The following is a 20538-nucleotide window of genomic DNA, read 5'->3' on the forward strand; positions in this document are numbered from 1 at the left end:
CGTACTTCAGTGTCTTCTTCCAGTGAGGAAGAAAAGTTGATCGCGCTGCGGTTGACTCCGGAACGCCTTGATTCAAAAATCCGCCTCCTTGGGAGGATTTTTTATGTCCGAGCTAGAAGACCTTTTAAGACAAAAAGCTGAGATTGAAGCCCGGATCGAACAGGTCCGTGCATCGGAAATCGATGGGCTCAAGCGGCGATTTGCCGACATGGCCCTTCAATTGCGCGAGCTGAATGCGTTACCTGCCGCTATCGTCGAGGCGTTCACGGATAAAGCGGGAACCTTCAACGTCTTCCGAACCATGAAAGTCAAGAAGCCTTCCTAGAGGAGGGGATTTTGCACTTACGTGACTTAGCACGAGGCGCGGCGTCGGCCGCTCGCCTGCGCGGCCATATCCTTCGTTCCGGATATACCCTGTTCGGGCAGAAGGTCTGGACAGAAGGCGAGGACCTAGTCTGCCGGCTGTTTTATCCAGATTATTTCGCATTGAGGCAGATCCTCTATACGCGAACCCCAGACGCTATCCGTGCTCATTGCCGGGTTCTCGGTCTATGCAAAACTCGGCGCACTTGGGGACCGCTGGACAAAATGAGGCTGAAGAAGCTTTATCCGACCGGCACCCGAGAAGAAATCTGTGCGGCCTTCCCGGGCATCGAGTGGGAGAACATTTGCGCGGTTGCGCGATACTACGGGTATCATCGCAAAAAGAAGCCGTACAAAATTACCGGGGTGCCAGCATTGGATGCCGTAAGGCTTCGTTGCTACGACGTGAAGATCAATATGCGGGAACTCGATGAGGATTGCCGCACCAAGAGCTACTTCCAAAAGCGTGGGTGTCAGCCCCGATACCCGAACTTCAGAGCCATAAATCGGGCTGCGTCTTACCTGGGAGGATATCTCGACTTTCACTTTCCTCCTGATACCTGAGGCAGAGGGTTCGGCACCTAAGCTGGGTTTGCAGTCAGTTCCCTGACGAAGTCAGCCCAACCGATCAGCGCCGCACGCTTTTCCTCGGCATAGTCGTAGCGATTGTAGACGGCTGCGACCCCTTTGATTGATCCTGATCGGTGATTGATCACCGCTTCCACTACATGCACAGGCACACCTAACCGGGCCATTCCACTCGCTGCGGTTCGTCTCAGGTCATGGAATGTCCACGGCTCCAGTTCCACCTTTTCCGCGGGGCGTCCGGCGCCCTTTGCCTCCTCTTTGGCAATCTTGAGCATTTCCGTGTCGAGGTTCTTCTTTGCCCGACCGTAGCCAGAGACTTTCGTCGCGCCCGTCGTGGTGAAGAGAAAAACGGGCTGTTCGTCCTCGGCCGGCCGGACTTTTGGCAGAGCTTCGATTTCCGTGATGGCCTCGGCTGCAAGAGGAACATAGTGCTCCTTTGAATTCTTCGCCCGTTCCGGCGGAATGATCCATTGCTGATCGTTGCCCTCAAGGTGCATTTCTGCCCACCGAGCCCCGGAAACCTCGCTTCTGCGCTGCGCCGTCAGGAGGAGAAGGCGCACCATTGGTCCGAATGGGTAGCCGAGCTTACCAGACGCCAGCCAGACAAGCCTGACTTCATAGTCTGTCAGGATTCGATCTCGCGTCCTCTCCTGGCTTGGCTTGTCGATCTTCTTTTCCATTGGCGACGTGTCGATGATGTCTTTCTGGACTGCCCAGTTGAAAAACTTCCCGAGCAGAGAAAGAAGCCGGTTCGCAACGATGGGCGCCCGCTCAGCCACCTCATCCAGATGAGTGGCAATCTCCTGTCTGGTGAGGCTCCTCATCCTCCGCTTGCCGAACTTCGGCCGGAAGTCCTTATCAAAGAGACGCTTCCGCTCCTTGATCGTCGAAAGCCGGTTTTTCTTCTCAACGTACCGCTTGATAAACTCGTCGATCGCATCTTCGACAATGTCGAGCTTGAGCGTTTTTTGGGCCGCTTTAGCTGCCGCTGGATCTCTGCCCTCGGAGACACCGCGCAAAAGCTTCGAAGCCTCGTCACGGGCCTTCGCTAGTGGAAAGAGGGGCAGGGGACCTATCGTAAACTTCTTTGGTTTTCCGTCGAACCTATAGCGAATGGCCCAGCTCATCACTCCGGAAGGCTGGACGACCAGGTAGAGACCCGGCAGGCCACCGTCGGGAATCTCTTTTCGAACGTCCGGTTTTTTCAGGGCTTCGATCGCGCGGACGGTAAGGGCTTTTGCCATCTGCTTTTCCAGGGTAACGCCGGGGTAACGGCGGAGGGGTGATAGGTCGTGATTGCGAATGTTATTATCACGATTGATCACAAGCCCTGCAAGGCCTGGATTTCAGCAAGTTCACTGATATCTGTTGATAGCGTTTGATAGGCGGAGTTGGTTGGAATTACCTGCCTTCTAAGCAGGTTGTCGCAGGTTCGATTCCTGCAGGGGTCGCCACCATTTCAAAAAGTTAGCAGTCCTTGTTCTCTTTGGCCACTTACTACGAACATCTGATGGTTTTTCGCAGAAGGGCTTTAGCATTGATGTTTGTCAGCGAGGTATTGCCGGACCTTTTGCCCAACGGTGCTTCACTCGCATTCATAGGCATTTAGCACAAAGCTCGAATGCCCGTCTTTGAATGTGTAATCATACAAGGCTGACGTAAATTCACCTGCCTTGAATTTGGGCTTCCAAAAGTCGCACGCCTCTTTGCCCAACCCAGCCTTCATCACTTCTCCGCTAGCGGTGGGGACTGTGTCGCTCAGACGATAGAAGTACCTGATCGCCTTCCCATCCATCTCGACGCAACGTCGTGATTGCGTCTAGCTTCCTTGGAAGACCCTTATTGGCGTAATCGCTCGCCACTCTTGCAGCAACGAAATTTTCGGTAATGGGTCTGGAGAGAACTATCCCAATGATCACAAGGATCGTGCGGGCCTTGTCAAAACGCGCTGATAATAACCCGCCAATTAGGGCGCCAGCGGCCCCGCACACCGCGCCCACAAATCCATACATGGCCCAACTTGGCCACTCGCCCATAAATGCAAACATTTTCCCCCTCAGTCCGAAGCGCAGCCCTTCAATAGGTCGTCCCAGGTCTAGATTTTGGCATCAACATGTAGCTACTCCCGCGTGGAAAAGCCCTTTCTGGACTGCGACCGAAGGACTGATGCCCGGCAGTCACGGCAGCATGGACGATCATCGACGACGGCCGATGTTTCCGACCGGCCTCGCTTGACCTGATACCGTTTCGCTTGGCTGTGGCGCTCCCCCGAAAGCTGCTACCCGTGTCACATGGACCCCACAGTGTTGTCCAGGTCGAAACCCTCAGTCGATCAGAGCGGGTTCTGCACGGCAACGGGTGCGCCGGTAGAATATCACTGTGGTTGTAAATTGCGAGTGTGATTGCAGACCGTAGGCTCCGATCAAAAGCGATTGAGTTAGCGCGCCTTTAAGTATGCCTTTCACAAGTCGCCTTACCCCGACGAACCGCTCGGCAGAATTCTTCAAACTAACGCGGGAGAGGCACGAGACCGGTGCGGAATTATTGTTCGAGCTGATATCGCAACACCACGAACGCATTGCCACCTTGATCGCCAGCAGCTTTTCCGTTCGACGAATGCACGGCCTGCCCCGTATCCGGGCGCCCGACCGGCGCTCTGCTCGATCGCGTCACCCGCCATGTCAACATCCTCGAGATGAACGGCGACCGCTATCGCCTCCCGCAAAGCGGCACCGGAAAGGTCGGCTGACACCCGTCAAAAACGCAGCGCGTGGATGAGATCGCCGCTCGGGCTATGCCCTCCCAGCTTGCTCATCCACGCGCTGAAGTAAACCGAAGTTTGCGCGCCGTGGGGCGGTTTTTACTCCGCCGTCGACATGTTTCCGATTGTTGCGGCGGTCCGACGACCGCCGCAACGGATCGTTACAGGAGAAAATCGCCTGCCCCCAGCTGGACGTGGCCCTTCAGCTGAATCTCGAAGTCATGAACGCCGTCGCCGTTCAAGTCGGCCTGGATAACGGTATCATCGTCCTGGTAGTGCCAAGCGAGCGCGCCGGCCTTCCTATCGAACAAGGCATTCTCCTGCGCCTGGAAATGGAAGGTTGCATCGCCCTGCGCAGAGCCATTCGCATCGATCGCCGAGACGTCGATCTTATCGATGCCATGCCGGAAGTCGGTGATGAGGTCGCGGGCCCAGCCGGACCCGGTCTCTGTCGGTGCCTTGAAGGCGAAGGTATCCGAGCTGGTGCCACCGGTCATGATGTCCTTTCCGGTACCACCAATGAGGATGTCCGAGCCGGCGCCGCCCTTCAACACGTCATTGCCGCCGAGACCCTTGTAGGTTTCGTTACCGCCGTTGGACTGGCCGGTGTGTGGCAGGTAGTCGTTACCACTGGTGCCGGTGTATACCTTCGTCGATGTGGTCGGCGCGGTGGGCGCGGTGGGCGCGGTGGGCGCGGTCGGCGCGGTGGGCGCTGTCGGCGCGGTGGGCGCTGTCGGCTCTGTCGGCGTGGTTGGCGCTGTCGGTTGCGTCGGCGTGGTTGGCGTTCCCGAAACCGGGGCGGAGCCAGATTCGTAGGCACCCATATCGATAGTTCCAACGACGCGGGCGTCGCCGTCCAGGTCGACCGAGTCGACGCCGTACTTGGTGGTTCCGCTGTCGATTGCCGCCGAGCCCGAGGCGAGGTGGAAGTCGCCGTTCGCTGCATTCACGAAATGCGGGTCGACGCCAAGCTTGTTGCCGTTCGCTGTGCTCGGCATCGCGTTGCCGCCGTCGGTCTTGACCGAGGCCTGGCCGGCCGTGCCGTTATAGGTGATGTTGTTGGCCCAGACGACGTTGTTGTTGGTGTAGCCGCCGGTTGACGTGTTATCGATCGCAGTGTTGTTCTTGTTCAGCGATGGGTCGGCTACGCCAATGTTGTTGACCCAGGTGTTGTTGCTCGACGCCGAGTTGCTGAGCTCGCCGCGCCAGGTGCCGTCATTCTGCGGGTCCTGATTGTTGTGGTATGCGGTGTTGTTCGACACAGTGACGGAGTCGCTCCAGGTAACCTGGATGCCTTTGCCGCCGTTCTCGTAGACAAGGTTGTTGTCGACCAGGGTCTTGAATGTGTAGTTCGGATGACCGCTCGTCTGCGTGCTCTGGAAATCGTCGATGATGATACCGTTACCATCGGTGTGCGCACCCGATTTCGTGACGTTGTCATGGGAGATGTTGTCGCGCACGATGTTCCGGTAGCCGTCCGTCGAGGTATCACCGGTGATGTTCCGGTTCTGGTAGAGCGAGATGCCCGAGAACCAGCCCGACGACGCATTGTTGTAGGTCTCGTTGCCTTCGACGTGGATGAAGTCCGACTGGTTGAACTGGATGCCCGACTCCCCGTTGCCGTGGACCTTGTTATTGAGGATCTGGACGTGGTGGACACCGTTCGCTTCGATGCCGTCGCCGGCGGCGCCGCCGATGTCAAAGCCGTCGATGACCACGTAGTTGGCGTTGACACTGATCGCGTTCCACGAGCCCGCGGGCGGCCGGATCAGCGCTGCGCCGGGCACTTCCGAGCGCAGCGTGATGTCGGCTGCCGCCGAGCCGTCCTTATCGAAGTTGATGCTCTCATTGTAGGTCCCGGGCTTCACCACGACCTCGTCGCCTGGCTTAAGGTCCGCCCTCATCGCCTCACTGATCGTGCGAAAGGGGGAAGAGGCACTGCCGTTTCCGCCGCTGCTGGTCGTCGATACGTAATATGTTGTCATAGTCCTGTTCCTCAACTCTGACGTTGTGTTTGTCAGTTAATATTTTCTAGCTAATCAGCCGTTACGGCGGGGGTTATAGGACGTCATCCTGGGAAAGTGCAACAGCATCGCGACAGTAAGTACTTGAGAAGTATGGCCATATTGCTGCCATAATGTGCCGATCACTCCGGAGTTACATTTTGAAATATTTGCGGAATTTTGACTGACTCAAAATGTGGCAGTATTTCTATCCCGCAAGCCGCGAATTATTCTTTCTGCAACTATAGCGATATGCACAGATTGAAAACATTACAAAAAACTTGGTGGGCGTGAGCGAATTCCTCCGGCCAAAGGTGGAATCTGCATTTTTTGTGAATCCAGCCCTTTTTGGGTAGATTCGCCCTCAAAAGTGATACTTATCGACATGGTAAGGGAGGACATGACCGTCGAATCGCCCACACCTCGAACGTCAAAATGAGCCCCCAATCAAGGGAATTGCCGGTAAGGCAATGCTCTCGTGTTGAGCCCGACAACGATCGAGGTACTCGGAAAGCATGCCGCAAGGAACCGCGCCAACCACTCACTCGAGCGAGGCTGAACCAATTCCCAGTTATCCGCAGAGCAGGCGATCGCTTTTGATCGACCGTCAACATTGCAGCACGAACCGCAGCACTCGCATCACTCGGTCAATTGCTCGCCGCCGCAAACCCGTTGCCGACTGATGTCACAGGGAAAGCCCCGGCTCAGGCTAGGCGTTGACAAAGTCGAGAAGCAAAGATTTCCTCAAGGGACTGCTGCGGCAATTGGTCTGTCGTCAGCAGGCCGACCCGGACGGAACGTCACGGTCACTTTCTTCGCGCGGATGAAACCATCCAGCCCGTAACAGGGTCGGAGCTCGATTTCGATGTCTTCCGGTAGTAGCCAGCTCGACCGCGATCTCTTGCGTAGCGGAGGACGAGACCATTGATCACGTTCTGGTGGCTGAAGCCGTCCAACTGCAGGTCCATAATATCTTCGAAGGCGAAAGTGACGACTGCATGCTTGTCAAGGATGCAGTATCCATCTTGATCAACACCATCGGTGGCGATCCACCCATGAATCGTCAACTCGCTGACCCCAGTGCGATTGAGTGAGAGACTCAGAATTTCCGCGTCATGAAAGGTCGGCTTCTGGCGAAACCATGCCAGCAGTTCCGGGCCTCCTGCTATCTTCTCGTAGGTCATCTCTCATCTCACGCGTCAGATTGGTGATGCCACATGCCACACGATAGCAATCTCAGATGAGTTGGCCATCGGCCCTGAATGCACCGCGTGCGTCGCTTTCTGGGCGGCGGCTTCGCTCCGGAGCGAGTTGTCGACGGCTTGAGCTTGAGGCTGCAAGCCGCCGCGCGATCTTGTTTAGCGACCTTGGAAAATTTTGATTATTTTGGGAGTGGGCCGTTGGCGTTTGATATCAACGACGTCGTCATAGGTGGCGCGACCGGAAACGACCGCTGCAATAAAACGATCGCAACCAACGCGTACAGCGTCCTTGTCCGATGTGTCTGTCAAAAGGCCGAGGTTGCGACTGGACTTTCCATCGAAGCCCCTCACGCAATCTTTAGTTGCTTCATTTCTTGCTCTTGAGCTGCCCTGTAGCAATGTGACGTATGCATCATAGTCCTGGCGCGTCGGCACGCAGGCAGTCAGAAGTCCCATGGCAATTAATACTGTTGTGGTACGAGCGCGCATTATTATTCTATTCCCTAATTACCCAATGATCGGCGTCCGATGTTTATTTCGATTCGTGTGACGCCGGAAAGACCTCGCGCGAAATCACAAGGTTTTCACCGGAGCTGGAAGCAATTGCTTATTGTGGATTGCCGCAGCGACGGCCGAATTTCATCGCGTTCCCAGCCGTCGCGCTGAAGCTCTTCTCAGCGATCCAGGAAATGATCGAAGTAAACCTTGGGAATGGGGTAGGCATAGACGCCACGGTCGACGAAGCCGCGTCTGTAAAGGCAGTTTCTGAGCGCTGCGTTGTAATGCAGGCTTTGCGAATCCGGCGAGCCGCGTCGCGATGAACCGGCCTCCGGTACGCACCAGCCGAGGGCTTTGTCGTATCGAGCCAGGAGGACGGGATCGGTATCGACCCGAACACCGCTGTAGGATCGATAGTTTGAAGGGGATTCTGCGGCCGAGATACAGCCCAAGCTAAGTGCAACGCCAACGACTGCCATCAATCTCATTGGATTTAGATTCTCCCCTGATCGATCCTCGAAGTAATCGAGCGTGAGGTTATTTGCTTCAACGCCTGCGGGCAAGAGGGGGCGCACTGCCGGCGCATGGTGCCCAAAGTGTGAGCGGTTTTCGGATGACATCCTGTTCTAGCCTGGCCGGATGACCACCGCCGCAGCGTGGCGGCTGTGGTCATCCATCATTTTGATGGATCAATCCAGGAGATCGGCCGGCACCTTGCCGCCATTTTCCGAAAGCCGCTTCATCAGCGCCTTGTGCAGCCACATATTCATTTTTGCGGAATCACCGCTGTCGCCGGTATAGCCGAGCTCGGCGGCGAGCTCCTTGCGCTCGGTCAGGCTCGCATCCATCCCGACGGCTTTCATCAGGTCGACGATCGAGTGACGCCAATCGAGTTTCTGGCCGCTCTTTTTTACCGCCGCGTCGAGGATAGGGACGATATCCACTGCGGCTGTGGCCGGGGCGGTGGCCGGCTTGCTCTGAGCGGGGGAGGCCGCAGGCGCCGGACTGGGTGCTGGTGACGGCGAAACGGGCTGTGTCTTCGGCGCGCTGGCCGGTTCGGCTGCTTTCGCTTCTCGAAAGATTGCCTGTTTGATCTTGTCGAAAATGCCCATTCCAGAACCTCCACTCGGTTAGATGAGAACATGCTGAAACATGGATTTCTCGCCCGATATATCCAGGCGGAAGAGGAGTTATTTTTGGCGGCATCGATCAGCGGCAGAACGTCCGGTTCTGGACAAGGTATTGGCGATCTGCGCGACAGCGTTGCGATAGATCAATCGCGGCAATTCCGTCGACAACTGAGCTTTTCTTGCTCACCCCGGGGATTTCCTGATGCAACCCAAAAGGACATAATCGGTCGGCGTTCTACTCGCTGCAGGACACGTTTGTTTTTGGCACAGTCTGGCCGGCAATTGGTATTTCAATAACCCTGAAAGAACATTGCTCGCCCTAGAGCCGACTTGCCGGGCAGTGTCGTGAAACATTTGTCATCTCCTCACGTTGCCTTGCCGTGGACGCCCTGTAGGTTTGCAGGCGTCCGGACGATCGACGGCACGCGCGTTCCTCGATTTTCAACTGCCGGACAAGTTCGCCCGGCAAATGACAACGGAGAGGAAAACATGACCCACAAGCACCATAGACTATCCCTCGTAGCGCTTGCATCCACCTGCGTCCTGTTTGCCATACCCGCAGGCGATGCGCATGCGATTGATGTCGGCGTGTCCGTGAATGCAGGCAATGCCGCCAGCGCCGATGTCGGGGCTTCGCTTGGCGGCGGCATCAGCGCCGATGCCAATGCGTCACTCGGCGGCTCGAGTGGTGTCAATGCCGATGCGGCGGCCAATTTCGGCGGCGGCAGGGGCGTCGATGCCGATATCAATGCCGGTCGCGGCGGCGGCAATGGTCTCGACACGAATGCCAATGCCAGGCTCGGCGGCGGCCGCGGCGCCAATGCCGATCTCAATGCGCGCATCGGGAGGTCCGATAGGCTCGATAACGCCACCGCCTCCGTCAGACGCGGTAGCGGCGTCGAAGCTCTTGCGGTCGGCAGAGGAGCGGGGGCAGACGGCAGCAACGGGTCCGCGGCTGACGGCACGCTTAGCGCTGCCCAGGCTCGCACCCTGGACGACTTCCGGGCAAGGCCGGTCAGTGAGCAGCGCAAGATGCTTGTCCGCTGCGCTGATATCTCGTCGCCGGGCGGCTCTGCTTCAGGTGGCTCCGATTCCGGTCTTGCCGGCCTCTGCAGCCTGTTACAGGCGGCAACCTTCCGCTGAATGTAAAAGGCCCGCCGAACCGGAAGGCTGCGGCGGGTCTTTGAAAGCTTCGGCCTTGGCTCAGTGCAGAATCTGGCTGAGGAACAGCTTGGTGCGCTCGTGCTGCGGATTGTCGAAGAACTCGGCGGGCGAATTCTGCTCGACGATCTGGCCCTGATCCATGAAGATGACGCGGTTGGCGACCTGGCGGGCAAAGCCCATTTCATGGGTGACGCAGAGCATGGTCATGCCTTCCTCGGCAAGACCCACCATGGTGTCGAGTACTTCCTTGATCATTTCGGGATCGAGCGCCGAGGTCGGCTCGTCGAACAGCATGATCTTCGGGTTCATGCAGAGCGACCGGGCGATCGCCACGCGCTGCTGCTGGCCGCCGGAAAGCTGTCCCGGATATTTATTAGCCTGTTCCGGGATCTTGACGCGCTTCAGGAAGTGCATAGCGATCTCTTCCGCCTGCTTCTTCGGCATTTTGCGCACCCAGATCGGCGCCAGCGTGCAGTTTTCGAGGATCGTCAGGTGCGGGAAGAGGTTGAAGTGCTGGAACACCATGCCGACTTCGCGCCTGACTTCATCGATCTTCTTCAGATCGTTGGTTAGCTCTGTGCCATCGACGATGATCTGGCCCTTCTGATGCTCTTCCAGGCGGTTGATGCAGCGGATCATGGTCGATTTACCCGAGCCGGATGGGCCGGCGATGACGATGCGCTCGCCGCGCATGACCTTCAGGTTGATGTCGCGCAACACGTGGAAATCGCCGTACCACTTGTTCATGTTGATGATTTCGATCGCCACTTCCGTTGCGGAAACGGTGAGCTTTTTAGCTGGAGCTTCAGCCATGATTGTTTTCCCTCATTCTTATCGTTTGTGGCCGGTGTCGAGGTGACGTTCGACGAATGCTGAATAGCGCGACATGCCGAAGCAGAAGAGCCAGAAGGCGAAGCCGGCAAATATCAGTCCCGTCAGCGGCGTTACTGCGGTCGCCCAGTTCGGATCGACGAAGTTGAGGCGAACGATGCCGAGAAGGTCGAACATGCTGATGATCGAAACCAGCGAGGTGTCCTTGAACATGCCGATAAAGGTGTTGACGATGCCAGGGATCACCAGCTTGATTGCCTGCGGCATGATGACCAACCGCATCTTCTGCCAGTAGCCGAGCCCCAGCGAATCCGCTCCTTCGAACTGCCCCTTAGGGATTGCCTGCAGACCGCCGCGAATGACCTCAGCCATATAGGCGGAGGCAAAGATCGATACCCCGATGATCGCGCGCAAGAGCTTGTCCACCGTCCAGCCGGCAGGCAGGAAAAGCGGCAGCATGACGCTCGCCATGAAGAGGACCGTAATCAGCGGCACGCCGCGGACGACCTCGATGAAGACGATGCAGACCGTGCGGATGATCGGCATTTGCGAGCGCCTTCCGAGCGCCAGGATGATGCCGAGCGGGAAGGAGACGGCGATGCCGACGAAGGAGAGGACCAGCGTCACCAGCAAGCCGCCCCAGAGCGGGGTCTCGACGATTTCCAGGCCAAATCCACCATAAAGCACAAAGAAGGAAATGACCGGCAGCACGCCGAAGAGCAGGATGGCGTTGAGGCCCTTGCGTGGTGCCGAAGGGATGAGCATCGGCACCAGCAGGAGCACGAAAAGAATGCCGACCAGCGTCGGGCGCCAGCGCTCGTCAAGCGGATAACGACCAAAAATGAATTGGTCGAATTTGGCGTTGACGAAGGCCCAGCACGCACCGTTCCAGCTATCCGGCTGGATGCCGCCCTGTACGGCAGTGGCACAGAAGGTGCGGTCTGGGCCACTCCAGACAGCCTGTACGAAGAGCCAGTCGATCGCGTGGAGCATCGCCCAGGAGATAAAGACTAGCGCCACGATGGTAAGAACGATGTCTTTCGGCGTGGCAAGCAGGTTGCGGCGAATCCAGGCGACCGCGCCCCTTTCTCCCGGTGGAGGCGGCTCCGGCGCGAGTATGGCGGTTCTGACGAAACTGTTGCTCATCTTACCTCTCCACTAGCGCCATCTTGGCATTGAACCAGTTCATGAACAGCGAAGTCACGATACTGAGCGCGAGGTAAATGACCATCCAGATGAGAATCACCTCGACGGCCTGACCGGTCTGGTTCAGCGTTGTGCTGCCGACGGCGACGAGATCGGCGAAACCGATGGCGATCGCCAGCGATGAGTTCTTGGTCAGATTGAGATATTGGCTGCTCAGCGGCGGAATGATGATGCGGAACGCCTGCGGAATGACGACCAGCCGGGTGATCGACGAGGGATGAAGCCCAAGTGCACCTGCCGCCTCCGTTTGTCCCTTCGCCACGCCGCGAATGCCCGCGCGCACGATCTCGGCGATGAAGGCTGCGGTGTAGAAGGAAAGCGCCAGGAAGAGCGACATGAACTCAGGCCCGACGACGGAGCCGCCGGTGAGGTTGAATTTACCCACGATCGGATAATCGAAGGAAAGCGGCGCGCCTGCGATCAGGAAGGCGATGAGCGGCAGGCCGATCAGCAGGCCGATCGAAGCCCAGATCGTGTGGAACGGCTGACCAGTGGCCGCCTGCCGGCGATGCGCCCATCGGGCCGTCGCGATGACGGCGATGATCGCGATGACGAAGGAGACGCCGACGAGCCAGAAACCCTCACCGAAAATCGGCTTGGGGAAGGCAAGGCCGCGATTGTTCAGATAGGATCCGAGCGGCAGATGCAGCGATTCGCGCGCATTCGGCAGAACCGCCAGAACGCCCGAATACCAGAAGAAGATCACCAGCAGCGGCGGAATATTGCGGAAAACTTCCACGTAGACCGTACACAGCTTGGCAATCAGCCAGTTCCGCGACAAACGGCCGATGCCGATGATGAAGCCGATGATGGTGGCGGTGATGATGCCGGTCACCGCGATTAGCAGCGTGTTCAGAAGGCCGACGAGCAGCGCGCGGCCGTAGGTCGAATCGCTTGAATAGGCGATCAGCGACTGACCGACCTCGAAGCCGGCGCGGCCATTCAGAAAGCCGAATCCCGATGCGATGTTGGCGCGCGCCAGATTGACGGCAGTGTTATGTGCAACCCACCAGACGAAGGCCACCAGCAATACGATGGTGAGAATCTGGAAGAAAATGCCCCGAATTCTCGGGTCGTAGAGGGCAGTCTGGAAGCTCCAGCCGCTCTTGGGTAAATGTGTCGAATCCACAGCCTGATGCGTCATGCCTGGCCAATTCCCCATTACGCTCCTTTTCGGAGCTTTTTTATTGGAGGAGGAAAGGCGGTCGCCCGCCTTTCCGGCTTTCCTGCGTGATACCCCTCAGCGAACCGGCGGGGCGTACTGGATGCCGCCCTTGCTCCACAGGGCGTTGAGGCCGCGATCGATCTTCAACTGGCTGCCCTGGCCGATATTGCGCTCGAAGACTTCGCCGTAATTGCCGACGTTCTTGACGATGTTGTAGGCCCACTCATTGGTCAGCCCGAGATCGGTGCCGATCTTGGTGTCTGCTTCCACGCCGAGGAAGCGCTTGATGTCAGGGTTCGGCGAATTTTTCATGTCGTCGACATTGGCCTGAGTGATGCCGAACTCTTCAGCATTGATCATGGCGTAGCCAACCCAGCTGACGATGTCGAACCACTGGTCGTCACCCTGGCGAACAGCCGGCGCCAGCGGCTCCTTGGAAATGATTTCCGGAAGGATCGCGTGCTCGTCGGGGTTCTTCAGCGTCAGGCGCAGCGAATAGAGACCGGACTGGTCGGTCGTGTAGACGTCGCAGCGGCCGGCGTCATAGGCGGCGTTGACCTCATCCAGCTTTTCGAAAACAACCGGATTGTACTGAAGGTTGTTTGCCTTGAAGTAGTCGGCGAGGTTGAGCTCGGTGGTGGTGCCCGACTGGACGCAGACGGATGCGCCGGAGAGTTCGAGCGCCGACTTCACGTTCAGGCTCTTGCGGACCATGAAGCCTTGGCCGTCATAATAGTTAACGAAACGGAAGTTCAGGCCGAGAGCGGTGTCGCGGTTGATCGACCAGGTCGTGTTGCGAGCCAGAACATCGACTTCGCCGGATTGAAGCGCCGGGAAACGGTTGGCGGCGCTGAGCGGGGTGAACTTCACCTTCGTGGGGTCGCCGAAGACGGCTGAAGCGACGGCCTTGCAGAAATCGACGTCGAAGCCGGCCCAATTGCCGGAAGCGTCGGGTGCAGCAAAGCCGGCCAGGCCGGTATTGACGCCGCATTGTACGAAACCCTTCGCCTTGACGTCACCGAGAGTGGTGGCCGAGGCTGCCGATGCGCCAAGTGCCAAAACCGCTGCGCCGATGGCGGCGGACAGGAGCTTATTCTTCATTTTCCCAACCTTTTTCCGTTGTCTTATCTTTATCTTGTGGGGAGTGCGCCCGAACGTTGCGTCGGCCTCCCCAATCGTCTCGACACCCTCCCGGCGCGAGTGGGTCTATCACAGTCGCAAATGTCACCATGGTCAAGTGTCGCCATCGATAATTGCGGCAAAATTCAGAAATTTGGTCAATTGCGCCGCATTCATGGGCGGTTGGCCAGGAAATGGGCGTCCAATTGCGGAAAAATAACGCGAAAATCATACTTTTCGATGGGATCTACCCCAAGGTCCCAAGGGGTTGACCGGAGGCGGCGAGGTGTCCAAAAGTCTCGTTTTCGCGTTCTTCGCCAAAGGCTATTCCCGACCATGAAAGACAAAGACAGCTTGCTGCAGAATGCCGGTATCAACACCCGCTTGAGCCATATCGGCAACGATCCCTTCGACTATCACGGTTTCGTCAATCCGCCAGTCGTGCATGCCTCGACGGTGCTGTTTCCGAATGCCCGGACGATGGAGACGCGTTCGCAGAAATACACCTACGGGACCCGCGGCACGCCGACCACGGATGCGCTCTGCGAGGCGATCGACGCGCTCGAAGGTTCGGCCGGCACCATCCTCGTTCCCTCGGGGCTTGCGGCCGTCACCATTCCGTTCCTGGGTTTCGCCGCCGCCGGCGACCATGCTCTCGTCGTCGATTCGGTTTACGGTCCGACCCGACATTTCTGCGACACGATGCTGAAGCGCCTCGGCGTTGAGGTGGAATATTACGACCCGTCGATCGGCGGCGGCATAGAGGCGCTTTTCCGGCCGAACACGAAGATCGTGCACACCGAGGCTCCCGGCTCCAACACCTTCGAGATGCAGGATATTCCGGCGATCTCGGCGGTTGCCCACCGCCACGGCGCCGTCGTCATGATGGACAATACCTGGGCGACGCCGCTTTATTTCCGGCCGCTCGATCATGGCGTCGACATCTCCATCCACGCGGCGACGAAATATCCGTCCGGCCATTCCGACATTCTGCTCGGGACGGTGTCGGCCAATGCCGAGCATTGGGAGCGGCTGAAGGAGGCGAACGGCGCCCTCGGCATCTGCGGCGCGCCCGATGATGCCTATCAGATCCTGCGCGGATTGCGCACTATGGGCCTGCGCCTCGAGCGCCATTTTGAAAGTGCGCTTGCGATCGCCGAATGGCTGGAGGGCAGGGACGATGTTGCCCGCGTGCTGCACCCGGCGCTGCCGAGCTTCCCCTCCCATCATCTCTGGAAGCGCGATTTCAAGGGGGCCAGCGGCATCTTTTCCTTCGTGCTTGCCGCCAATGGTCCCGAGCAGTCCAGGGCAAAGGCGCATGCCTTCCTCGATGCGCTGCGGATCTTCGGCCTCGGCTATTCCTGGGGCGGTTTCGAAAGCCTCGCTCTGCACGCCTATCTCAACGACCGCAGGGTCGCCAAGGCCCCGACCGACGGTGCGGTCATCCGCCTGCAGATCGGCATCGAAGACGTGGCTGACCTCAAGGCCGATATCGAACGCGGGTTTGCCGCGGCAAGCGCCGTCTGAGGGCAGGCGTGGGCGCCTCCGTCGGTTGCGGCGCTCTATGGCCGCATGGCGCGATAGCCGTAGATCCAGTCGAGATCCGCCGCCAGGCTTTGCGGCGGCTTCAGCCCGAGCACGAGGTCGCGGCCGATGCGGATCGGCCCTCTCGCATGATAGGCAAACCGGTTGAAGGCGCCGCGCTGGCGAAGCTTGGCGATGCGCGGCGCGCGATGCCTTTCGAAATGCGCCAGCGCTTCGGTCACGGGACTATCCGACAGAAACGCGGCAAGTTCGTAGGCATCTTCGATTGCCATCGCCGCTCCCTGGGCGGCAAAGGGCATCATCGCGTGAGCGGCGTCGCCGATCAGAACCGCCCTGCCGTCCTGCCACGCGCCTGACGTCGTTTCGAACAGCGGCCAGAAGGTCAGCTTCCGCTGCCTTTCGAGCAGCGAGACGATGGCCGCGTTCCAGCCGGCGAGACGCGCTCGCAGCTGTGCGCGTTGCTCTGTCGTCGGCTCGCTTTGCCAGGTCTGGGGCGCAATGTTGCCGGCAGTGATTGCCACCATGTTGAAGCTGCCGGTCTCTTTTAGCGGATAGCTGACCAGATGCGCCGACCCGCCGAGGAAAGCGGAAACGCTTGTCCGATCGAGGAAGCCGGGGGCTTCATCCTCGGCAATGGTGAAGCGGTAGGCGATATTGCCGGAAAAACGTGGCGAGGGGCCGCCCGCAATAGATTGCCGCAGCTTCGACCAGACGCCGTCGGCCCCGATCACGACATCGGCCGGCCGCTCGGAAGGCGGACCCGCTTCCATGCGCATGCCGAGACGAAGCCGGCAGAGCGGATCGGCTTCGACCGCGGCGAGCAGCGCTTTCTGCAAAGTGGTGCGGTGCAGGACGCCATAGGGCGCGCCCCAGCGCTGCCGCGCGAATTTGCCTGCCGGCACTGCCGCAAGCTGGCGCAGCGAACTGCCCGAAATCAGTCGGATGCTCTCTGGTTCGAGCCAGATCTTGGAAAGTACGTTGAGGATGTCGAGGTCACCAAGAATACGCGAGGCATTCGGCGAAAGCTGCAATCCGGCGCCGATTTCGGTGAGTTCGTCCGCCTGCTCGAAAATCTCCGAGCTGATGCCCCGGCGCGAAAGCGACAGCGCAGCGGTCAGCCCGGCAATTCCGGCGCCGATGATGACGGCATGTTCGACGGGCATTGCCAGTCCGTTCCGGCTTCTAGTCGGGCTACGCCGCCTTCACATGGAAAACGCAGCCGGCCGGATTGGTCTGGCTGGGCTTGAGGGAGGAATTGAAGCGATAGAGCGTCGAACAGTAGGAGCAGACCTTCTCGTTGTCGTCGCCCATGTCGATGAAGATGTGCGGGTGATCGAAGGGAACCGAAGCGCCCGTGCACATGAATTCCTTGACGCCGACTTCGATGACGCGATGACCGCCGTCGTTCTGGAAGTGAGGAATGTTGTGGCCGGCCATATCGCTCTCCGAATGCTTTGCAAGGTGCGCGGACCTTATAAGCCTTCGCCGCAAATGTGTAGAGCCAAAGCGCCGCGGCAAGCACAGTTTTCAGCTACGGTTTTTGGCTTCACGCTGGCAGGCGGCTCAATTATGGTCGCGCCAAAAAGGAAGACCCGATGAACCTGAACACGCCCGCATTTTCAAGCTTCACTCATGACGGATTGCGGCTCGCCTTTTTCGACGAAGGCGATCCCTCCGGTGTGCCTGTCCTGTTGATTCACGGCTTTGCCTCGACGGCAAACGTCAACTGGGTGCATCCAGCCTGGCTGAAGACGCTCGGCGATGCCGGCTACCGGGTGATCGCCATCGACAATCGCGGTCATGGCGCAAGCGACAAGCCGCATGACGCTGAAGCCTATCGTCCGTGGGTGATGGCCGGTGACGCAATTGCGCTGCTCGACCATCTCGGCATCGCCGAAGCCAATGTCCTGGGCTATTCCATGGGCGCGCGCATTTCCGTCTTTGCCGCACTTGCCAATCCGCATCGCGTCCGCTCGCTGGTGCTCGGCGGCCTTGGCATCGGCATGACCGACGGCGTCGGCGACTGGGACCCGATTGCCGATGCGCTGCTGGCTCCGTCGCTGGACGTCGTGACGCATGAGCGCGGCCGCATGTTCCGCGCCTTTGCCGAACAGACAAAGAGCGACCGCACCGCGCTCGCCGCCTGCATTCGCGGCTCGCGCGATCTCGTCGCTCGCTCGGATATGGCCAAACTCGATATGCCGGCGCTGATCGGCGTCGGCACCAGGGATGATATCGCCGGCTCGCCGCAGCAGCTGGCCGCACTGATGCCCGAGGCCGAGGCGCTCGATATTCCCGGCCGCGATCATATGCTCGCCGTCGGCGACAAGGTTTTCAAGCAGGCGGTGCTCGCCTTCTACGCAAGGGTGGCCGGGCGCTGACATCATCGTGATGCCGAAAAACCGTGCTAAAAACCATGGTGACGGCACCCATTTATGTTATTGGCGTTTTCCACTATATACTGGCATTGCGAAAACGGCATTCCTGTTAGGTACCGAGGAGAGTGGCGATGGTCGCCAAGACAGACATTCGTGCTTTTGAGACAGGCCATCCGCTGAAAGTGATGGATCCCATCTGGGACAGCCTGCGCGAGGAAGCCCGCGCCGCCGCCGAAACGGATCCGGTTCTCGCCGCCTTTCTCTATTCGACGGTGATCAATCACCGTTCGCTCGAGGAATGCGTCATTCACCGCATTTGCGAACGCCTCGATCACCCCGACATGCAGGCGATCCTCCTGCGCCAGACCTTCGAGGAAATGCTCTCCGATTGGCCGGAATGGAGCTCGATCCTGCGAGTCGATATCCAGGCGGTCTATGACCGCGATCCCGCTTGCCTCCGCTTTATGGAGGCCGTGCTCTATTTCAAGGGTTTCCATGCGCTGCAGACGCATCGTCTGGCCCATTGGCTGCTGAACCGCGGCAGGCGTGACTTCGCCCTCTATCTGCAAAGCCGCTCCTCCAGCGTGTTCCAGACCGACATCAATCCGGCCGCCCGTATCGGCAAGGGCATCTTCCTCGATCATGCCACCGGCCTCGTAATTGGCGAAACGGCGGTTGTTGGCGACAATGTCTCGATCCTGCATGGCGTCACGCTCGGCGGCACCGGCAAGGAGGGCGCCGACCGCCATCCGAAGATTGGCAGCGGCGTGATGATCGGCGCCGGCGCGAAGATCCTCGGCAACATCGAAATCGGCTTCTGCTCGCGCGTTGCCGCCGGCTCCGTCGTGCTCAAGGCAGTGCCGCCGAAGAAGACGGTAGCCGGCGTGCCGGCCAAGGTCGTCGGCGAGGCCGGTTGTTCCGAACCGTCGCGCAACATGGACCAGGTGATCGGCGCCGATATCTGAGCGCCTGTTGGAAAAAGATAGGAAAACCGGCAGGAGCCGAGCGGGGACAGCCACTGCGCAAGCAGCAGCCCGCCTTTACACCGCTGCTTTTCCTGTGCGAGAAGCGGCCAATCAAGACCGCTTACGGAGATGACAGAGTGAAGCCTGAAGAAATCAAGAAGCTCGACGCCTATTTCAAGCGCATGTTCAACCCGCAGATCATCGTCAAGGCGCGTCCGCGCAAGAATGATTCCGCGGAAGTCTATCTCGGTGAAGAGTTTCTGGGCGTCGTCTATATCGATGACGAGGACGGCGACCGCTCCTACAACTTTTCGATGGCGATCCTCGACGTCGATCTTTGATCGCGCGCAGACGTTTCAAGAGGACCGGGCGGCGCGATCCGCCCGGTTTTTTCGTTTTTTGGCTTGTCAAAAAAATTTTTTTTTAAAATCTTGGGTTGTGGGCATTTGATATATATTAGCAAAATCAGTTAAAGACGTACGTGCCCCGGCGCGCGGCCTTTGTTTTATTACTGTCATGCAACCTCAGGGTTGTTTTGCATTGCACAAGACTACTTGACTATTTGTGCGTCGCAGTTACCCTGCCGCCATCCACAGCCCAACGGAGGACGGTCATGTTCAACTTTGATGATGCAAACAGGAAGAGCAAGGAAGCCGTCGATACGGCGCTGAGAACCTATTCCGAAACGGCGAGGGGCTTTCAGGCAATCGCCGCCGAAGCTGCTGATTATTCGAAGAAGTCCTTCCAGGATGCAGTGACGCATTTCGAAACGCTGGCCGGGGCCAAGAGCTTCGAGGCCGTGTTCGAACTGCAGACCAGCTACATCAAGTCCAGCTATGAGAGCTTCGTTTCCGAGGCCACCAAGCTCGGCGAAATGTACGCCGATCTCGCCAAGTCCGCCTACAAGCCTTACGAGGCTCCGATCGCCGCTGCCGTCGCCAAGACGGGCAGGCAGGCGCCGGCGGCAACGCCTGCCGCCGCATGAGTTGATTGCGACGGCGCAACCTGCGCGACATATTGAAATACCGGGGCCGGCTGCGCATCTGTAGCCGGTCTTTTTTGTTTCCACTTTCGCCACAGCGTCGGCTTGGATCGGCCCGGGGACTTTTTTGGTCTTTCCCGTGCATGCCGGCATTTCTTGATTGCAGTGTCTGACAGGGGGCTTAAAATCGGCCTATTATGAACTAAGTTAGTGTTTCAGATATTCGGCGGGAAAAGCACCCTCCCATGCTCCGCCGGATTGATTGAGGAATGAATGACAATGATCGCAAAGCCGATCCGGATGCAAAACGACAGCGAAAGGAACGGGGACAACGGAAATCGCGGAACCTCGGTCATCACGCGCACCAAGCCGAAGACCAAGAAACCCAACCTCTATCGCGTGCTGCTTCTGAATGACGATTACACGCCCATGGAATTCGTCATTCATATTCTGGAACGGTTTTTTCAGAAGGATCGTGAAAGTGCCACCCGCATCATGCTCCATGTCCACAATCACGGCGTCGGCGAATGCGGAATATTCACATACGAGGTAGCGGAAACGAAGGTCAGCCAGGTGATGGACTTCGCCCGGCAGCACCAGCATCCGCTGCAATGCGTCATGGAAAAGAAGTGAGGATC

General features: G+C 58.5%; 21 protein-coding genes, 1 tRNA gene and 1 pseudogene. 11 read left to right on the top strand and 12 right to left on the bottom strand.

Translation table 11 applies throughout. The annotated features are described in order from the left end of the window. Positions 1-103 precede the first annotated feature (103 nt). Positions 104-325 carry a hypothetical protein gene (locus N2597_RS08225; protein ID WP_183596438.1) on the top strand — a complete coding sequence of 74 codons (222 nt, stop codon included), beginning with the start codon at positions 104-106 and terminating at the stop codon, positions 323-325. 11 nt (positions 326-336) lie between these two features. After that, a complete protein-coding gene (locus tag N2597_RS08230; RefSeq protein ID WP_183596437.1) occupies positions 337-927 on the top strand; it encodes a hypothetical protein in 591 nt (196 codons plus the stop codon). 17 nt (positions 928-944) lie between these two features. Here N2597_RS08230 and N2597_RS08235 read toward each other — a convergent pair whose 3' ends face one another. After that, the gene (locus N2597_RS08235) at positions 945-2195 is read right to left on the bottom strand and encodes a tyrosine-type recombinase/integrase (protein WP_183596435.1); all 1251 of its coding nucleotides are present in this window, start codon (positions 2193-2195) and stop codon (positions 945-947) included. A 140-nt stretch (positions 2196-2335) separates the two neighbouring features. On the opposite strand from N2597_RS08235, the gene N2597_RS08240 reads away from it, so the two are divergent. Continuing rightward, a tRNA-Ser gene (locus N2597_RS08240) sits at positions 2336-2405 on the top strand. Between the two features lie 1072 nt (positions 2406-3477). Then, positions 3478-3700: pseudogene (locus N2597_RS08245) on the top strand (ATP-binding protein); the annotation flags it as partial. A 173-nt stretch (positions 3701-3873) separates the two neighbouring features. Here the strand turns inward: N2597_RS08245 and N2597_RS08250 are convergent. The 5 genes from N2597_RS08250 to N2597_RS08270 form a co-directional block, all read right to left on the bottom strand. After that, positions 3874-5697, bottom strand: coding sequence for a M10 family metallopeptidase C-terminal domain-containing protein (locus tag N2597_RS08250; protein ID WP_039619486.1), 1824 nt, complete (start codon positions 5695-5697; stop codon positions 3874-3876). An 824-nt stretch (positions 5698-6521) separates the two neighbouring features. Then, a complete protein-coding gene (locus tag N2597_RS08255; RefSeq protein ID WP_225881363.1) occupies positions 6522-6899 on the bottom strand; it encodes an immunity 50 family protein in 378 nt (125 codons plus the stop codon). A gap of 174 nt (positions 6900-7073) precedes the next feature. Further along, entirely contained in the window at positions 7074-7406 is a 333-nt protein-coding gene (locus N2597_RS08260; RefSeq protein ID WP_077993898.1) for a hypothetical protein, read from the bottom strand. 185 nt (positions 7407-7591) lie between these two features. Beyond that, entirely contained in the window at positions 7592-7903 is a 312-nt protein-coding gene (locus tag N2597_RS08265; protein ID WP_009990942.1) for a hypothetical protein, read from the bottom strand. A gap of 201 nt (positions 7904-8104) precedes the next feature. After that, a complete protein-coding gene (locus N2597_RS08270) occupies positions 8105-8527 on the bottom strand; it encodes a DUF3597 domain-containing protein (protein ID WP_038688611.1) in 423 nt (140 codons plus the stop codon). Positions 8528-9034: 507 nt separating this feature from the next. Between N2597_RS08270 and N2597_RS08275 the strand changes: the two genes are divergently transcribed. Further along, positions 9035-9688, top strand: coding sequence for a hypothetical protein (locus N2597_RS08275; protein WP_183596433.1), 654 nt, complete (start codon positions 9035-9037; stop codon positions 9686-9688). 60 nt (positions 9689-9748) lie between these two features. On the opposite strand, the gene N2597_RS08280 is transcribed toward N2597_RS08275, so the two are convergent. From N2597_RS08280 to N2597_RS08295, 4 genes are all read right to left on the bottom strand, one after another. After that, positions 9749-10522 (bottom strand): amino acid ABC transporter ATP-binding protein, encoded by a 774-nt coding sequence (locus tag N2597_RS08280; RefSeq protein ID WP_038688615.1) that lies wholly within the window; start codon positions 10520-10522, stop codon positions 9749-9751. A gap of 18 nt (positions 10523-10540) precedes the next feature. Further along, positions 10541-11686: an amino acid ABC transporter permease gene (locus N2597_RS08285; protein ID WP_077993892.1), complete on the bottom strand. Its 1146-nt coding sequence runs from the start codon at positions 11684-11686 to the stop codon at positions 10541-10543. A 1-nt stretch (position 11687) separates the two neighbouring features. After that, the gene (locus N2597_RS08290) at positions 11688-12890 is read right to left on the bottom strand and encodes an amino acid ABC transporter permease (RefSeq protein WP_077993889.1); all 1203 of its coding nucleotides are present in this window, start codon (positions 12888-12890) and stop codon (positions 11688-11690) included. A 96-nt stretch (positions 12891-12986) separates the two neighbouring features. After that, the gene (locus N2597_RS08295) at positions 12987-14012 is read right to left on the bottom strand and encodes an amino acid ABC transporter substrate-binding protein (protein ID WP_077993886.1); all 1026 of its coding nucleotides are present in this window, start codon (positions 14010-14012) and stop codon (positions 12987-12989) included. A 354-nt stretch (positions 14013-14366) separates the two neighbouring features. Between N2597_RS08295 and N2597_RS08300 the strand changes: the two genes are divergently transcribed. Then, positions 14367-15557: a cystathionine beta-lyase gene (locus N2597_RS08300; protein ID WP_183596431.1), complete on the top strand. Its 1191-nt coding sequence runs from the start codon at positions 14367-14369 to the stop codon at positions 15555-15557. A gap of 35 nt (positions 15558-15592) precedes the next feature. Here the strand turns inward: N2597_RS08300 and N2597_RS08305 are convergent, their stop codons facing one another. Continuing rightward, positions 15593-16738, bottom strand: a complete 1146-nt coding sequence (locus tag N2597_RS08305; RefSeq protein ID WP_183596429.1) for an FAD-dependent monooxygenase — start codon at positions 16736-16738, stop codon at positions 15593-15595. Positions 16739-16766: 28 nt separating this feature from the next. Beyond that, entirely contained in the window at positions 16767-17012 is a 246-nt protein-coding gene (locus N2597_RS08310; RefSeq protein WP_010024961.1) for a zinc-finger domain-containing protein, read from the bottom strand. 158 nt (positions 17013-17170) lie between these two features. Between N2597_RS08310 and N2597_RS08315 the strand changes: the two genes are divergently transcribed. The 5 genes from N2597_RS08315 to clpS all read left to right on the top strand — a co-directional run bounded on the left by N2597_RS08315 (position 17171) and on the right by clpS (position 20533). Continuing rightward, on the top strand, positions 17171-17956 hold the full coding sequence (locus tag N2597_RS08315) for an alpha/beta fold hydrolase (protein WP_183596427.1): 786 nt from the start codon (positions 17171-17173) through the stop codon (positions 17954-17956). Between the two features lie 128 nt (positions 17957-18084). Further along, entirely contained in the window at positions 18085-18918 is an 834-nt protein-coding gene (cysE, locus tag N2597_RS08320) for a serine O-acetyltransferase (RefSeq protein ID WP_096770995.1), read from the top strand. 137 nt (positions 18919-19055) lie between these two features. Next, positions 19056-19259: a DUF3126 family protein gene (locus N2597_RS08325; protein ID WP_010021897.1), complete on the top strand. Its 204-nt coding sequence runs from the start codon at positions 19056-19058 to the stop codon at positions 19257-19259. Positions 19260-19531: 272 nt separating this feature from the next. Beyond that, positions 19532-19903, top strand: a complete 372-nt coding sequence (locus tag N2597_RS08330) for a phasin family protein (RefSeq protein ID WP_183596425.1) — start codon at positions 19532-19534, stop codon at positions 19901-19903. Positions 19904-20179: 276 nt separating this feature from the next. Continuing rightward, positions 20180-20533 carry an ATP-dependent Clp protease adapter ClpS gene (gene clpS / locus N2597_RS08335; RefSeq protein WP_008526939.1) on the top strand — a complete coding sequence of 118 codons (354 nt, stop codon included), beginning with the start codon at positions 20180-20182 and terminating at the stop codon, positions 20531-20533. Positions 20534-20538 lie beyond the last annotated feature (5 nt).

The sequence above is a fragment of the Rhizobium sophoriradicis genome (assembly GCF_025200795.1).
GTDB classification, from domain to species: Bacteria; Pseudomonadota; Alphaproteobacteria; order Rhizobiales; family Rhizobiaceae; genus Rhizobium; species Rhizobium sophoriradicis.

Bases quoted from the DNA above. Each gene is read 5' to 3' on its own strand.
- N2597_RS08225 (WP_183596438.1), top strand. From the start codon at position 104: ATGTCCGAGCTAGAAGACCTTTTAAGACAAAAAGCTGAGATTGAAGCC.
- N2597_RS08235 (WP_183596435.1), bottom strand. From the start codon at position 2,195: ATGGCAAAAGCCCTTACCGTCCGCGCGATCGAAGCCCTGAAAAAACCG.
- N2597_RS08250 (WP_039619486.1), bottom strand. From the start codon at position 5,697: ATGACAACATATTACGTATCGACGACCAGCAGCGGCGGAAACGGCAGT.
- N2597_RS08255 (WP_225881363.1), bottom strand. From the start codon at position 6,899: ATGACCTACGAGAAGATAGCAGGAGGCCCGGAACTGCTGGCATGGTTT.
- N2597_RS08260 (WP_077993898.1), bottom strand. From the start codon at position 7,406: ATGCGCGCTCGTACCACAACAGTATTAATTGCCATGGGACTTCTGACT.
- N2597_RS08265 (WP_009990942.1), bottom strand. From the start codon at position 7,903: ATGAGATTGATGGCAGTCGTTGGCGTTGCACTTAGCTTGGGCTGTATC.
- N2597_RS08270 (WP_038688611.1), bottom strand. From the start codon at position 8,527: ATGGGCATTTTCGACAAGATCAAACAGGCAATCTTTCGAGAAGCGAAA.
- N2597_RS08275 (WP_183596433.1), top strand. From the start codon at position 9,035: ATGACCCACAAGCACCATAGACTATCCCTCGTAGCGCTTGCATCCACC.
- N2597_RS08280 (WP_038688615.1), bottom strand. From the start codon at position 10,522: ATGGCTGAAGCTCCAGCTAAAAAGCTCACCGTTTCCGCAACGGAAGTG.
- N2597_RS08285 (WP_077993892.1), bottom strand. From the start codon at position 11,686: ATGAGCAACAGTTTCGTCAGAACCGCCATACTCGCGCCGGAGCCGCCT.
- N2597_RS08290 (WP_077993889.1), bottom strand. From the start codon at position 12,890: ATGACGCATCAGGCTGTGGATTCGACACATTTACCCAAGAGCGGCTGG.
- N2597_RS08295 (WP_077993886.1), bottom strand. From the start codon at position 14,012: ATGAAGAATAAGCTCCTGTCCGCCGCCATCGGCGCAGCGGTTTTGGCA.
- N2597_RS08300 (WP_183596431.1), top strand. From the start codon at position 14,367: ATGAAAGACAAAGACAGCTTGCTGCAGAATGCCGGTATCAACACCCGC.
- N2597_RS08305 (WP_183596429.1), bottom strand. From the start codon at position 16,738: ATGCCCGTCGAACATGCCGTCATCATCGGCGCCGGAATTGCCGGGCTG.
- N2597_RS08310 (WP_010024961.1), bottom strand. From the start codon at position 17,012: ATGGCCGGCCACAACATTCCTCACTTCCAGAACGACGGCGGTCATCGC.
- N2597_RS08315 (WP_183596427.1), top strand. From the start codon at position 17,171: ATGAACCTGAACACGCCCGCATTTTCAAGCTTCACTCATGACGGATTG.
- cysE (WP_096770995.1), top strand. From the start codon at position 18,085: ATGGTCGCCAAGACAGACATTCGTGCTTTTGAGACAGGCCATCCGCTG.
- N2597_RS08330 (WP_183596425.1), top strand. From the start codon at position 19,532: ATGTTCAACTTTGATGATGCAAACAGGAAGAGCAAGGAAGCCGTCGAT.
- clpS (WP_008526939.1), top strand. From the start codon at position 20,180: ATGATCGCAAAGCCGATCCGGATGCAAAACGACAGCGAAAGGAACGGG.